The organism is Caldinitratiruptor microaerophilus (genome assembly GCF_025999835.1).
Lineage (GTDB): Bacteria > Bacillota > Sulfobacillia > Symbiobacteriales > ZC4RG38 > Caldinitratiruptor > Caldinitratiruptor microaerophilus.
This window is the reverse complement of the sequence record NZ_AP025628.1, coordinates 3,157,811-3,172,278: the sequence shown is the minus strand read 5'-3', so window position 1 is coordinate 3,172,278 and position 14,468 is coordinate 3,157,811. Positions and strand designations below refer to the sequence as shown.

12 protein-coding genes are annotated in these 14,468 nt (G+C 70.0%); 3 read left to right on the top strand and 9 right to left on the bottom strand.

Annotation, left to right across the window (positions count from 1 at the left end; genetic code table 11):
* The first annotated feature begins 17 nt into the window (after window positions 1–17).
* Genes caldi_RS15380 through caldi_RS15370 form a run of 3 tightly spaced genes read left to right on the top strand, consistent with a single transcriptional unit; the run spans window position 18 to window position 4,605 of the window.
* On the top strand, window positions 18–1,925 hold the full coding sequence (locus caldi_RS15380) for a PrkA family serine protein kinase (protein ID WP_264842633.1): 1,908 nt from the start codon (window positions 18–20) through the stop codon (window positions 1,923–1,925).
* A gap of 29 nt (window positions 1,926–1,954) precedes the next feature.
* On the top strand, window positions 1,955–3,145 hold the full coding sequence (yhbH, locus tag caldi_RS15375; protein ID WP_264842632.1) for a sporulation protein YhbH: 1,191 nt from the start codon (window positions 1,955–1,957) through the stop codon (window positions 3,143–3,145).
* Window positions 3,142–4,605 carry a SpoVR family protein gene (locus caldi_RS15370; RefSeq protein WP_264842631.1) on the top strand — a complete coding sequence of 488 codons (1,464 nt, stop codon included), beginning with the start codon at window positions 3,142–3,144 and terminating at the stop codon, window positions 4,603–4,605. The genes yhbH and caldi_RS15370 overlap by 4 nt, the downstream gene beginning before the upstream one ends.
* Before the next feature lie 27 nt (window positions 4,606–4,632).
* Here the strand turns inward: caldi_RS15370 and caldi_RS15365 are convergent, their stop codons facing one another.
* From caldi_RS15365 to pth, 9 genes are all read right to left on the bottom strand, one after another.
* On the bottom strand, window positions 4,633–4,905 hold the full coding sequence (locus caldi_RS15365) for an RNA-binding S4 domain-containing protein (protein WP_264842630.1): 273 nt from the start codon (window positions 4,903–4,905) through the stop codon (window positions 4,633–4,635).
* Between the two features lie 82 nt (window positions 4,906–4,987).
* Window positions 4,988–5,263, bottom strand: coding sequence for an HU family DNA-binding protein (locus caldi_RS15360; protein ID WP_264842629.1), 276 nt, complete (start codon window positions 5,261–5,263; stop codon window positions 4,988–4,990).
* 114 nt (window positions 5,264–5,377) lie between these two features.
* Window positions 5,378–6,172 (bottom strand): nucleoside triphosphate pyrophosphohydrolase, encoded by a 795-nt coding sequence (gene mazG, locus caldi_RS15355; RefSeq protein ID WP_264842628.1) that lies wholly within the window; start codon window positions 6,170–6,172, stop codon window positions 5,378–5,380.
* Window positions 6,169–7,872: a putative polysaccharide biosynthesis protein gene (locus caldi_RS15350; protein WP_264842627.1), complete on the bottom strand. Its 1,704-nt coding sequence runs from the start codon at window positions 7,870–7,872 to the stop codon at window positions 6,169–6,171. The genes mazG and caldi_RS15350 overlap by 4 nt, the downstream gene beginning before the upstream one ends.
* A 197-nt stretch (window positions 7,873–8,069) precedes the next feature.
* Window positions 8,070–8,636 (bottom strand): stage V sporulation protein T, encoded by a 567-nt coding sequence (gene spoVT, locus caldi_RS15345; protein WP_264842626.1) that lies wholly within the window; start codon window positions 8,634–8,636, stop codon window positions 8,070–8,072.
* A gap of 99 nt (window positions 8,637–8,735) precedes the next feature.
* Window positions 8,736–9,734: a peptidylprolyl isomerase gene (locus caldi_RS15340; RefSeq protein ID WP_264842625.1), complete on the bottom strand. Its 999-nt coding sequence runs from the start codon at window positions 9,732–9,734 to the stop codon at window positions 8,736–8,738.
* A 13-nt stretch (window positions 9,735–9,747) separates the two neighbouring features.
* Window positions 9,748–13,401 (bottom strand): transcription-repair coupling factor, encoded by a 3,654-nt coding sequence (mfd, locus tag caldi_RS15335; RefSeq protein WP_264842624.1) that lies wholly within the window; start codon window positions 13,399–13,401, stop codon window positions 9,748–9,750.
* A 218-nt stretch (window positions 13,402–13,619) separates the two neighbouring features.
* Window positions 13,620–13,847, bottom strand: a complete 228-nt coding sequence (locus caldi_RS15330; RefSeq protein ID WP_264842623.1) for an anti-sigma-F factor Fin family protein — start codon at window positions 13,845–13,847, stop codon at window positions 13,620–13,622.
* 47 nt (window positions 13,848–13,894) lie between these two features.
* Window positions 13,895–14,467 (bottom strand): aminoacyl-tRNA hydrolase, encoded by a 573-nt coding sequence (pth, locus tag caldi_RS15325; protein WP_264842622.1) that lies wholly within the window; start codon window positions 14,465–14,467, stop codon window positions 13,895–13,897.
* Window position 14,468: the final 1 nt, after the last annotated feature.

Genomic DNA, 14,468 nt, shown 5'->3' with positions numbered 1-14,468 from the left:
GGCAGGGAGGTCATCGGATGCAGAGCCTCTTGAAGCGACTGCAGGAGCACCGGCAGCAAGAGAACGAGCTCCAGTGGGAGGGCACGTTCGCCGATTACCTTCGCATCGTGGCGGAAAACCCCCGGGTCGCGCGCTTCGCGCACGCCCGGATCTACGACATGATCGTCTCCCACGGGGTGGAGGAGACCCCCACGGGCCGGCGCTACCGTTTCTTCTCCTCGGAGATCTTCGGCATCGACCGGGCGATCGAGCGTCTGGTCGAGGAGTACTTCCACCCGGCGGCCCGCCGGCTCGACGTGCGAAAGCGGATCCTGCTCCTGATGGGCCCCGTGAGCGGCGGCAAGTCGACGATCGTCACGCTGCTCAAGCGCGGGCTCGAGGCGTACAGCCGCACCCCGGAGGGGGCCCTGTACGGGATCAAGGGCTGTCCGATGCACGAGGAGCCGCTCCACCTGATCCCGAAGGAGCTGCGGCCGGAGGTCGAGCGGGAGCTCGGCATGACCATCGAGGGCGACCTCTGCCCGTCCTGCCGCCTCATGGTGCGGGAACAGTACGACGGGCGGATCGAGGACGTGCGCGTCGAGCGGGTCCTCATCTCCGAGGCCGACCGCTGCGGGATCGGCACCTTCAGCCCGTCGGACCCGAAGAGCCAGGACATCGCCGACCTGACCGGGTCCATCGACTTCAGCACCATCGCCGAGTACGGGTCCGAGTCGGACCCCCGCGCCTACCGGTTCGACGGGGAACTGAACAAGGCGAACCGGGGCCTCATGGAGTTTCAGGAGATGCTGAAGCTCGATGAGAAGTTCCTGTGGAACCTCCTTTCGCTGAGCCAGGAGGGGAACTTCAAGGCGGGGCGCTTTGCCCTCATCTCCGCGGATGAACTCATCATCGCCCACACGAACGAGACCGAGTACCGCAACTTTATTGCCAACAAGAAGAACGAAGCTCTGCAAAGCCGCATCATCGTGATGCCGATTCCCTACAACTTGCGCGTGTCTGACGAGGTGCGGATCTACGAGAAGCTCGTGCGCCAGTCCGACCTGCGGGGCGTGCACATCGCGCCGCACGCCCTGTACGCGGCAGCGGTCTTCAGCGTCCTGAGCCGCCTCAAGGAGTCGAAGAAGCCGGGACTCGACCTGGTCAAGAAGATGAAGCTGTACGACGGCCAGGAGGTCGAGGGGCTCACCCACAAGGACCTGGCCGAGATCCAGGCGGAGGCCGAGGGCGAGGGGATGTCCGGGGTCGACCCCCGCTACGTGATCAACCGCATCTCCACCGCGCTCATCCGCAAGGGTGAGAACGAGAAGTCGTGCATCAACGCCCTCGACGTGCTGCGCTGCCTCAAGGACGGGCTGGACCAGCACCCGAGCATCAGCCCGCAGGAGCGGGAGCGCCTCCTGGGCTTTCTGGCGATCGCCCGTCAGGAGTTCGACGAGCTGGCCAAGAAGGAGGTCCAGAAGGCCTTCGTCTACTCCTTCGAGGAGCAGGCCCGGGCGCTTCTGCACAACTACCTCGACAACGTCGAGGCCTACTGCAGCGGCACCCGGGTGCGCGATCCGATCACCGACGAGATGGTCGACCCCGACGAGAAGCTCATGCGGGCCATCGAGGAGCAGATCGGGGTATCCGAGAACGCCAAGAAGGCGTTCCGGGAGGAGATCCTCATCCGGCTGTCGAGCTACGCCCGCCGGGGCCTGCGCTTCGAGTACACGAGCCACGAGCGCCTCCGGGAGGCGATCGAGAAGAAGCTCTTCGCCGACCTGAAGGACGTGGTGAAGATCACCACCTCCACCCGCACGCCGGACGCCGAGCAGCTGCGCCGGATCAACCAGGTGGTGGACCGGCTCATCCAGGAGCACGGGTACTGCGCCACCTGCGCCAACGAGCTCCTGAAGTACGTGGGTAGCCTGCTGAGCCGCTGAACCCCGCGGCGGATGGGAGGTCACCGCGCGTGGCAGTTCGGTTCACCGTCACCAGCGAGGACTGGTCGCTGCACCGGCAGGGCCAGATGGACCAGGAGCGGCACCAGGAGAAGGTGCGCGAGGCCATCAAGAACAACCTGGCGGACATCGTGAGCCAGGAGAACATCATCACCAGCGACGGGCGGCGCGTCATCCGGGTACCCATCCGCTCGCTGAACGAGTACCGGTTCCGGTTCAACTGGCAGAAGCGGGAGCACGTGGGCCAGGGCAGCGGCAGCACGCGTGCGGGCGACGTGATCGCGCGGGAGGACGGCACCGCCGAGGGCCCGGGCCGGGGGCCGGGCGCAGGCGACATGCCGGGCCACGACTACTACGAGGCGGAGATCACCGTCGACGACCTGGGGGAGCTCATCTTCGAGGACCTGGGCCTCCCCCACCTGGACCCCCGGAAGCGGCCCGACCTCACCAGCCGGCAGTACCGCTGGGAGGACGTGCGCAAGCAGGGGCTGCGGGCGAACATCGACAAGAAGCGCACCATGCTGGAGGCGCTCAAGCGCAACTCCCTCCGCGGGGTACCGCGGATCCACCCCATCATCCCGGAGGACCTGCGCTACAAGACCTGGGAGGAACGCTACAGGCCCGAGACCTCCGCGGTCGTCCTGGCGATGATGGACACCTCCGGGTCCATGGGCGAGTTCGAGAAGTACATCGCCCGCGCGTTCTTCTTCTGGATGGTGCGCTTCCTCCGCTCGAAGTACGACAACGTGCAGATCCGCTTCCTCGCGCACTCCACGGAGGCCCGCGAGGTCACCGAGGAGGAGTTCTTCACCAAGGGCGAGTCCGGCGGCACCCGCTGCTCCTCGGTGTACGAGCTGGCGCTGCGGCTGATCGAGGAGGAGTACCCCCCCGGCGAGTACAACCTCTACCCCTTCCACTTCAGCGACGGGGACAACCTGGCCTCGGACAACCCCCGGGCGGTCGAGCTCGTCAAGGCGCTCCTGGAGGTCTCGAACCTCTTCGGCTACGGCGAGATCGATGGCCACGGCGCCGGGCTCAGCTACTACCGCAGCAGCACCCTCTACTCCCTGTACACCCGGGAGATCCGGCACCCGCGCTTCGTGGCGACGGTGATCCGCAGCCGGAACGAGGTGCTGGACGCCCTGCGGGCGTTCTTCGGCCCGCGGGAGGTCGCCGCCCTGGCCGGGAGGGAGGAGCGGTGACCGCGCGCGTCCACGCGGAGCTCGAGGACGCCATCGCCCGCATCATCGACCGCGCCGGCGAGGCGGGCCTCGACTTCTTCGACATGCGCTTCGAGATCTGCCCGGCGGACATCATCTACACCTTCGGGGCCTACGGCATGCCGATCCGCTTCAGCCACTGGAGCTTCGGCAAGGCCTTCCACCGCATGAAGATGGACCACGACTACGGCCTGGCCCGGATCTACGAGCTGGTGATCAACTCCGACCCCTGTTACGCCTTCCTCCTGGACACGAACACGCTGCTGCAGAACAAGATGATCGCCGCCCACGTGGTGGCACACTGTGACTTCTTCAAGAACAACTGGCGCTTCCGGGACACGAACCGCAAGATGGTCTGGACCATGGCCGCCTTCGCCGGGCGGGTGCGCCAGTACGAGCAGGAGTACGGCCGGGACCGGGTGGAGCGCTTCCTGGACGCGGTCCTGGCCATCCACGAACACGTCGACCCGCTTCCCGACCCGGACCGCGGCGCCGCGGCCGGCGCGTCCCGGGACGGCGCCCAGCGGCCCGGCGGCCGGGCGGCCGGTTCCGACCAGGACCCCTACGGCGACCTCTGGAACCTCGACCGCTACATCCCCGCGGCGGCCGCGCCGGCGGAGGCCCCGCGGCCGGAGGGGGCCGGCCCCGGGGCGCGGGGCGACGCGTCGCGGGGCGAACCGCCGCGCGCCGAGGCCGGAGCCCGGGGGGCTGCCCGCCGCCCGACCCGGGACCTGCTCCTCTTCCTGCTGGAGCGGGCCCCCGACCTCGAGGACTGGCAGCGGGACATCCTCTCGAGCGTTCGCAGCGAGTCCCTGTACTTCCGGCCGCAGCTCGAGACCAGGATCATGAACGAGGGCTGGGCATCGCTGTGGCACGCCCGGATCATGCGGGACCTGGACCTGACGCCCGAAGAGTCCCTGGAGTTCGCCCGGATGCATGCGGCCGTGCTGGCGCCGAGCCGCTTCCACCTCAACCCCTACCACCTGGGGCTGCACATCTTCTCCGACATCGAGGCGCGCTATGGGACGGAGAAGCTGTTCGAGGTCCGGGAGGTGGACACGGACGTCTCCTTCATCCGCAACTACCTCACCCGTGACCTCGTCGAACGACTTGACCTCTACCTTTTCCGCAAGAACGGCGACCGCTGGGAGGTGACCCGGGACCACTCCGACTGGGAGGCGGTGCGCGACGGCCTGGTCCGGCTCATCTCGAACTGCGGCTTCCCGTACATCTATGCGGAGGACCACGATTACCAGAAACGCGGGGAGCTCTACCTGCGCCACGGTTACGAGGGGGTCGAGCTCGACCCGCACGACCTGACGCGCACCCTCCCGCACGTGTACCACATCTGGGGCAGGCCGGTGCACCTCGAGACCGTCGAGGGGGACCGGCCGGTGCGGTACACGTACGATGGCCACGAGGTGCAGCGACGCCCCCTGTGACCGACCGGACCTCCTCCGCCTCCCCGCTCAGACCTCCGGTCCCTCCGGCGAGGCCGTCTCCTCCAGCACTTCGTAGAGCGAGGTGGCCTCCTCGGCGCGCGCGGTCGCCGGGACGCCGAGCACGCGGACCCGCAGCCGCCGGGTCCCGTAGTCGATGGTGATCTCGTCGCCGACCTCGACGTCCGTCCCGGGCTTCGCCGGCCGGCCGTTCACCTCGACCCTGCCCGCTGCCGCGACGCCCTTGGCCACCGTGCGCCGCTTGATGAGGCGGGAGACCTTCAGGAACTTGTCCAGGCGCACCGGCGAGATCCCCCCGACAGGAAAGGTCCGCGGAAAAAGCGAGCGGGCCTCGTTCGAGGCCCGGCAACAGGAAAGAGGCAACTCAGTGGGAGACGACGTCCTTCAGCTCCTTGCCGGCCTTGAACGCTGGGGCCTTGCCGCCGGGGATGGTGATCTCGGCCTTCGTCTGGGGGTTGCGGCCCTTGCGCGGCCGGCGTTCCCGCACCTCGAACGTCCCGAACCCGACCAGCGAGACCTTGTCGCCCTTCGCAAGTGCCTCCTTTACGCTCTCAACGAACGCGTTGACAGCTTTCTCGGAGTCCTTTTTGGTGAGCCCTGCTTTCTCCGCGACTGCCGACACAAGCTCCGCCTTGTTCAATCCCTGACTCTCCCTTCTTCGTCAGCCTATGAAATCCGTTCCGTTTATTCGTTGGGAGATGAAAGAAATCCTTCTGGTTCCCTCTAAAACTGGGGGTCAAGGACCCACCTTATGCTACTTTTCTGCCCGTTTTCCTTCCTCCCATAGTGTATCCATCTCCTCCAGGCTCATCTCGCGGAGAGCCTTTCCGGAGGCCGCCGCCCGGTCCTCGATGTAAGCGAAGCGCCGCTCGAACCGGCGGATCGCGCCGCTGAGGGCCAGCTCCGGGTCGACGCCCAGCTTCCGGGCCACGTTGACCGCGGCGAAGAGCAGGTCACCCACCTCGGCCTCGATCTCCTCCGGCCCGCCCCGGAGGCGGGCCCGCTCGATCTCGGCCACCTCTTCGCTCACCTTCGCCAGCGGGCCGGTGATGTCCTTCCAGTCGAACCCCACTTCAGCCGCCTTCTCCTGCACTTTCCGGGCCCGGGTGAGGGCCGGCTGCCCCTTGCCCACCCCTTCCAGGAGGCGCCGGGGCCCGGGCGACTCGCCCCGGGCGGCCGCCTCGGCGGCCTTGATCGCCTCCCAGTTGCGGACGACCTCCCCCGCCCCGGCGACACGGACATCCCCGAACACGTGCGGATGGCGGCGGACAAGCTTCTCCGTCAGCCGCCGCACCACGTCCTCGATGCTGAACGCCCCGCGCTCCCGGGCGATCTGCGCGTGGAACACCACCTGGAGGAGGACGTCCCCCAGCTCCTCCGCCAGGTGGCGGTCGTCGCCGGCCTGGGCCGCCTCGGCAGCCTCGTACGCCTCCTCGATCAGGTAGGGCCGCAGGCTGCGGTGGGTCTGCTCCCGGTCCCAGGGGCAGCCCCCGGGTCCCCTGAGGCGCACCATGACCTCCACCAGCTCGTCGAACGGGTGTCTCGTCACCGGGCGGTCCCTCCCCCGCTGCCTGTCTCCGTGCCTCCCTCCGGCGGGAGCAGCCGCCAGCGCAAGAGCAGCCCGGCCAGCCGCGGCCCCGGTCCCGGTAGCATGCGCAGATCCCGGGCGGTGATCCCGCGCACGCCCAGGAGCGCGGCGCCGTACACGCCGGCTGCCAGCACCACCACGGCAACAGTGCCGAGCCGCTGCGACCCCAGGAGGGCGGCCAGCGGACGCTCGGCCGCCGCCGCGAACGCCGACATCACCAGGGCCGCCGCCGCCGGCCGGAGCCAATCCCCGGGGTCCCGGGCGAGGGCGCCGAAGCGGCGGCGAACGGCCAGGACGTTGAGGCCGCCCGCCAGGGCGAAGGCAGCGCCCGTGGCGTACGCCGCGCCCCGGGCTCCAAGCCCCGTCGCCGTCCACCAGAAGGTGAGCACCACCTTGAGCCCGGCTCCCAGGAGGAAGTTCCGGACCGGGGTGGCGATGTCCCCGGCCCCCTGGAGCACCCCGGAGCTCGTCTGCTGCAGCATCATGAAGAAGGTGGCGGGGGCGAGGGCGCGCAGCACCGGCCCGCCCTCGCTCAGGAAGAAGAGCTTGTAGATGCCGTCCGCCAGGACCCAGATGCCGGCCGTCGCCGGCAGGCTGAAGAGCAGGGTGAGGCGGTAGGCCGTGATGGAGCGGGAGCGGGCTTCCGCCCAGTTGTGGCGGGCCAGGGACTCGGTGATGGCGGGCACCAGGCTCGTGTAGAGACCCGCCGTGAGGATGGCCGGCAACCAGACGATCGAGAAGCTGTTCGCCAGCTGCCCCAGGAGGGCGTCGGCCGACTGGGCGGTGACTCCGGCCGCCTCCAGCCGGGTGATGACCAGGAACGAGTCCGTCATGAGGATGAGAGGCTGCACGGCCCCGATGATCGAGATCGGCGCCGCCAGCCTGAGGACTTCCCTCAGGACCGGCCACGCCGCCTCGTCCGGGCCCGCGGCTGCCTGGCCGCGGCCGTCCGCCCGGGCGGGGTCGAACAGTGTGGGCAGGAGTTCCCGCCGCTGCCGCCAGAACACCAGCACGAGGTAGACGAGGCCGGTCAGCGCCCCCGCGGTGGCCCCGAAGTTGTAGCCCGCCGCCGCCAGCGGCACGCTGCGAGGCGCCAGCAGCCAGACCAGGGCGATGCCGGCCACGATGCGCACGATCTGCTCGTAGACCTGCGAGGCGGCGTACGGTCCCATCCGCTGCAGGCCCTGGAAGAGCCCGCGGTAGGCCGCCATGACGGAGACCAGGAAGATCGCCGGGGCGATGGCCTGAAAACCCGGCGCGGTCTCCGGCCGGCCCGCCGCCGTGGCGAGAAGCGGGGCCGCGGCGTAGAAGGCCGCGCCCAGGACCAGGCCGAGGGCGGACATGAGCACCAGGGACAGCCGGAAGACCCGCCAGGCCGAGCGGTACCGGCCGCGGGCCACGCGGTCGGCCACCAGGCGGGAGATGGCGATGTTGATCCCGAAGGCCGAGACCGACAGCACCACGAGGTAGGCCGGCGCCGGCACCTGGGTGAGCCCGAACCCGGCCTCCCCGTGCTGCCCGTCGAAGGGCGCGAACAGCCGCACCACGATCGGCCGGTACAGCGCCCCCAGGAGACGGGAGAACAGGACCGCCAGCGTGATGATCAGTGCGCCGCGGGCAAAGCTCTCGACCCGGCCCTCCTTGCGGAACTGCTCCTCCATCCCAGGCCTCCTGCTGGCATCAGCACGTCCTCCTCATGGTAGCGCCGGGCCCGCCCGCGGGCAAGGGCGCCCGCAGCGCCGCAGCGCCCGGGCGCGAGGAGAGCGGCAGCTGCCCGCCGCCGCCCTCCGTTCGGCTCCTGACCCGATTCACGCGGAACCCGCCCGCTTGAGGCCGGCCGGGTGAGGGCCCGAAGGAGCTACTGCTCCATCTGCTTGGCCAGGAAACCCGCTGCCGTCTCCACCAGCTTCAATTCGAGGTCCCCCATGGTGACGCCGGGCTCCCGGGAGCACAGGATCACCGCGCCGATCGGGTCGCCGGCCGCCACGATGGGAGCCACCACCAGCGCCGAGTACTTCGCGTTCTCCTCCTCGTCTTCGCCGATCAGCGCCCCCCGGAGGTTCTTCTGCTCCCCGGGCCGGTTGACGAGGATGGACTTCCGGTCCTCCATCACCCGCTCGACCATGGAGCCGATCGGCTTGTTCATGAACTCCTTCTTCGGCGCGCCGGCCACGGCGATGACCGTGTCGCGGTCCGCGATCAGGGCGATGTGGCCCGTGGTCTCGTACAGGGAATCGGCGTACTCCTTGGCGAAATCCCCCAGCTCCCCGATGGGGGAGTACTTCTTCAGGATCACCTCGCCGTCGCGGTCGACAAAGATCTCCAGGGGATCGCCTTCCCGGATCCGCAGGGTGCGTCGGATCTCCTTCGGAATCACGACCCGGCCGAGGTCATCGATGCGCCTGACGATGCCTGTGGCCTTCATCTCCCAACCCTCCTTCGTCACCTCACACCGGCTCGGCGATGATAGTATATAGCAGCCCTTACATTCGTATTCAATTCTGGCGGGGATGCTACTGGGCCGTTAACCCTTTCCACCGTTCTGTCGCCTGGGCGCCGTCTCTCCCGGGGCGGGGGTCGCCCGCCGGATCGGCACCGCCGCGCGCTGCTCTTCGAGCCACTTGCGGAGCGCCTCGGCCTGGCGAGCCGGCAGGAGGCGCCGCACGACGTCCGACCGGGCCTCGGCAAAGGGGACCGTGCCGGGCGGGCGGCGCTCATCCACCTTGATAATGTGCCAGCCGAACTCGCTCTTCACCGGCCCGCCCACCTCGCCGGGCATGAGGGCGAACGCGACCGCGGCCATGTCCGGGTCCATGTCGGCGCGCCGCAGGTAGCCCAGGTCGCCGCCGTGATCCCGGCTGGCGGGGTCGGCAGAGAACTCCCGGGCGAGCGCGGCGAAGTCCTCCCCTGCCCGCGCGCGGCGGAGAACGTCGCCGGCCCGATCGCGCGCCTCCGGGGGGACCAGGATGTGGCGCAGGCGCACCACGTCGTCGGTGAAGGTGTAGAGGCGCGCCTTGTTCTCCTCGTAGAACTCCTCAAGATCTGCCTCGGGGACGGTAACGCCGCCGCGCACGGCCGCGGCCGCCCGCTCGGCCAGGAGCACGTCGGGGAGGAAACGGCGCAGGTCGGCCCACGTGAGCCCCACCTGGCTCATCGCCGCCTCGAGCTCGGCACGGCCGCCGTAGCGCGCCTCCAGGGCCCCGGCGAAGCGGGCCAGCTCGGCCTCGACCTCCGCCTCCGAGACGGACAGGCCTCGCCGCCGGGCTTCGGCGACGAGGAGGGCCTGGTCGACGAGCTCGTCGACCAGGCGGCTCTCGTCCGCCTCCTCCCGGTAGTAGAGGGTGAGGACCTTGCGGCGGGTCTCGAGAGCCTGGGCCGGGATCCGGACGTCGCCGACCTCCGCGACCACGCCCGGCGGCAGCCCCGGCGCCGCCGCCGGGCCTGAGGTGGGCCGCGCCTTGCACCCGGCCAGGAGGGCGGCGGCCACGGCGAGGGCAAGCAGGACCCCGAACGCGCGCTTCACCCGTTACCCTCCCTCACACCCGGGCCGGGGAGCGCTCGACCAGCCGGGTGAGGATGTCCTCGGCGGCGTAGAGCACGTCCTCCGGCATGAACCCGTGGGCGCGCAGGGTCAGGGTGGGCGGCCGCGTGACCGACAGCTGGAGGCGCCCCCGGTACTTGCGGTTGAGGTCGGCGATGACGTCCCGGTCCGGCCCCTGTTCGATCAGGAACTTGAAGTGCACCCGGTCGCGGGTCTGGGCGATCGAGGTCACCCCGGCGTCCGCGGCCAGCACCCGGAGCCGGGCCAGGGCCAGCAGGTTCGCGGCCGGCTTCGGCAGGGAGCCGAAGCGGTCGGTCAGCTCGTCGTACACGTCGCGGGCCTCATCCAGGGTCCGGATCGCGCTGATGCGCTTGTACGCCTCGATCTTCTGCCGCGGGTCGGCGATGTACTGGTCCGACAGGAAGGCGTCCACCGGCAGCTCCACGGTGGGCTGGAACTCCGGCGGCGGCGGGGCCTCGCCCTTCAGCTCGCGGATGGTCTCCTCCAGGAGCTGAGTGTACAGGTCAAAGCCCACGCTCAAGATGAAGCCGTGCTGCTCGGGCCCCAGGATGTTGCCCGCGCCCCGGATCTCGAGGTCCCGCATGGCGATCTTGAAGCCGGAGCCGAGCTCAGTGAAGTCCTTGATCGCCTGCAGGCGCTTCTCGGCCACCTCGCTCAGGACCTTGTCCTTGCGGTACAGGAAGTAGGCGTACGCGACCCGGTTCGACCGCCCGACCCGGCCACGCAGCTGGTACAGCTGCGCCAGGCCCAGGTGGTCGGCGTCGTTGACGATGATCGTGTTCACGTTGGGGATGTCCAGACCCGACTCGACGATGGTCGTGGCCACCAGCACGTCGTACTCCCGGTCCAGGAAGTCGAGCATCACCTGCTCGAGCTTCTCCTCCTTCATCTGGCCGTGGGCGACGGCGAAGCGGGCCTCGGGGACGAGCTCCCGCAGCCGGGCGGCGACGCGCTCGATGGTCTGGATCCGGTTGTGCACGAAGTAGACCTGCCCGCCGCGTGCCAGCTCGCGCTCGATGGCGTCCCGGATGAGCGCCTCGTCGAACTCGGCCACGTAGGTTTCCACCGGGTACCGGTCCTCGGGCGGGGTGGCGATGGTGCTGATGTCCCGCAGGCCCACCAGGGCCATGTGAAGGGTGCGCGGGATGGGGGTGGCGGACAGCGTGAGGACGTCGACCATCGCCCGCAGCCGCTTGAGCTTCTCCTTGTGCTGGACGCCGAAGCGCTGCTCCTCGTCCACGATGACGAGGCCCAGGTCCTTGAAGCGGACGTCGTCGCTCAGGAGCCGGTGGGTGCCGATGATCAGGTCGATCTCGCCCCGGGCGAGCCGCTCAAGCACCTGCTGCTGCTCGCGGGGGGTGCGGAAGCGGTTCAGCACGTCGACGACGATGGGAAAGCCGGCGAACCGCTGCGTGCAGGTGGCGAAGTGCTGCTGGGCCAGGATGGTGGTGGGGACCAGGAAGGCGACCTGCTTGCCGTCCGCGCACGCCTTGAAGGCGGCCCGCAGCGCGACCTCGGTCTTCCCGTACCCCACGTCGCCGAGGAGGAGCCGGTCCATCGGGCGCGGCTTCTCCATGTCCCGCTTGATCTCCTCGGCGGCCCGCAGCTGGTCCGGGGTCTCCTCGTAGGGGAAGGCGTCCTCGAACTCCCGCTGCCACGGCGTGTCCGGGCTGAAGGCGTGCCCGGGCACCGCCTGGCGCATCGCCTGGATGCGCAGGAGCTCGGCCGCCATCTCCCGGATCGACTCCTTGACGCGCGCCTTGACCCGTGACCACTCGGTGCCGCCCAGGCGGCTCAGCCGGGGTTCGTGTCCGTCCGTGCCGATGTACTTCTGGATCTGGTCGAGCTGGTCGGTCGGGATCTTGAGCCGGTCCGTGCCCTCGTACTGGATCACGATGTAGTCCCGGGTCACGCCCAGGATGGTCTCGGACTGGACCCCGAGGTACCGGCCGATGCCGTGGGCCTTGTGGACGACGTAGTCGCCCACGTTGAGGTCCTGGAAGGAGGTGAGGCGCATGCCCTCCCGGCCGGCCGGGGATGGCTGCACCCGGCGCCGCTTCTTCGTCCGGCCGTAGATCTCCCCGTCGGTGACCACGGCGAGCCGCAGGCCGGGCCACAGGAACCCCGCCTCCAGGCTGCCGGCGGCGACGCTCACCTGCCCGGGGGCCGGCTGCGGCCAGCCCAGGTTGCCGTCCAGGCTCAGCTGTGGCTCGGCCAGGGCCGGCGGCACGCCCGAGTCCAGGAGGGCGGTCTTCAGCCGCTGCTGCCGCTCGGTGGTGCTCGCCACGGCGAAGACCCGGTAGTGCTGCTGCCGCCAGCGGTTCAGCTCCTCCGTGAAGAGCGGCCACTGTCCGTGAAACTCCTGCATGGGCCGGCCCGTCACCGCCACGGTGTGCTGGGGCTCGAGGCCCTGGACCTTGCGCAGCAGCAGGCTCAGGTGGATCGACTGCCAGCGGCGCAGCCGGCCCAGGAACGCCTCGTAGGAGAGGTACAGGCCGAGCTGCCCGGGGAGGAGCCCGCCCCTCTCCAGGTGCGTGATCTGGCGCTCCTGCCCCTGCCGGTCGAGGTCGGTGGCCGCCTCCCGGAGGCGCGCCGGCTCGTCGACCACCACCAGCGGCGGGCGGGCGAAGTAATCGAGGAGGGTCGCCGCCTCGGGGTAGAAGTAGGGGGCGTACAGGTCGGAGCCTTCGAAGTCAACTCCCGCCGCGAGCCTCTCGAGGTGGGACTCCACGCGCTCGCGCAGGCGGGAAGCCAGGTCCTCGGGCTTGAAGAAGGTCTCCCGCAAGCGCTCGGCACCCTCGCCGCGCAGGAACTCCTCCGCCTTCTCGCGGGCCTGCCGCACCTCCCGCTCGTAGCGCCGCTGCAGGCGTGCCACCGTCTGCTCCAGTTCCTGCCGGATCCGGCCGAGCGCATCCTCCACCTGCTCCGGCAGGATGAACTCGCGGGCGGGGCCGACGAGGGCCTCCTCCACCTCGGCGGTCGAGCGCTGGGAGACGGGGTCGAAACGGGTGAGGCGGGCGATGCGGTCCCATTCCGTCTCGATCCGCAGCGGCGAGTCGGCGGTCAGCGGCCAGACGTCGAGGATGTCGCCGCGGACGGCGAACTGGCCCCCTGCCTCCACCATCTCCACACGCTCGTAGCCGCGACGGCTGAGCGCCGCGGCGAAGGACCGCACGTCGAGGTCCCCGCCCAGGCGGACCCGCGTGAGGGCCGCCTGGAAGATCCGCCGAGGGAGCAGCGTGCGCAGCAGCGCCGGGGCGGGGGCGATGACGACGAGGTTCTCGCCCAGCGCAAGCCGCTCGAGCACGGCCAAGCGCTGTCCCGCCACCTCCGGGCTGCGGGCCACCACCTCGAAGGGCACGTACTCCATCGGCGGGAACACCAGCGCCTCCTGGCCGGGCAGCCAGGTGGCCAGGTCCTCCCGCATCCGCTCCGCCTGCTGGGTGCTGCTGGTCACCACGAGCACGGGCCGCCCCGTCTCGCGCCGCAGCCCGGCCACCAGGAAGGACTTCATCGAGCCGCTCAGTCCGTAGACGAGCTGCTCCGTGTAGCCCTTCTTGAGCCCTTCGAGCAGCGTGTGGAACTCGGGTGCCTGGTGGAGAAGATCCAGCAGGGTTTCGGCCAGCATCCGGGTGCGGCGCCTCCTCATCGCGGGCTCGGCAGGTTCGCAGCACAACACGCCCATGCCCCCGGTACAGGCGGGGGTACGGGTACATCGGAAAAATTGGACAAAACAGCCCAGGGGCTCTAGCCCCGCAGGACGGGGGCTACAGCCCGAGACATCCGTGTTTGCGCGCGGATCCACCCGGCGCGTGCAGGGCGGCGTTCAGCCCGACACCCGGCGGGTCAATGGACCCGCCGCCAGGCAAGGGGGGCATCCATCTCCAGCCCTTCGACGCAGCGGTCGCACAGCGACCTCAGGCTGACGGTCTCAGCCGCCGCATCAAAGCTAATTATATCGGCGCGCTCCTCGGGGGTCAACGCGTCCAGCCCCAGCGCGGCCTCGCTGAGCACGGGCAGGTGCAGCTCGGCGATCTGCCTGCCGCACCGGGAACAGCGATAGACGACGCGCACCCGACCGCCCCCCGACCCATCCGGGGCTAGTGTCCCCCGCCGCCGGTTCACGCTATGCCGTTGAACCGGTTCATGGCCGTGGTGAAGCCCAGGCGGATGGCGACTTCGAGGGCCTCCGCCGCTCGCGCGACGGCCTCGAGGACCCGCGCCTCGTCGTCCGGATCGAAGGGGGCCAGGACCCAGTCCGCGGCGTCCCACCCGGGCGCCGGGCGTCCGACCCCGATGCGGATCCGCCGGAAGCGCGAGGTGCCGACCGCCTCGATGACGGACTGGACGCCGCGGTGGCCCCCGCTCGAACCCTGCTCGCGCAGGCGCAGGCGCCCCGGCTTGAGGTCGATGTCGTCGTAGATCACGATGAGGTGCTCCGCGTCCGCCTTGTACCAGCGCAGCGCCGCGGCCACGGCTTCGCCGCTCAGGTTCATGAACGTCTGGGGCTTGAGGAGCACGGCCCGCTCCTGCCCCACGCGCCACTCCACGTAGAGAGCCTGGTGGCCGCTGCGGAAGGGCCCCAGGCCCTTGTCACCCGCGATGCGGTCGACCACCCAGAAGCCCACGTTGTGCCGCGTCCGAGCGTAACGCGGGCCCGGGTTCCCCAGGCCCGCCACGATCCACGGTGTCACC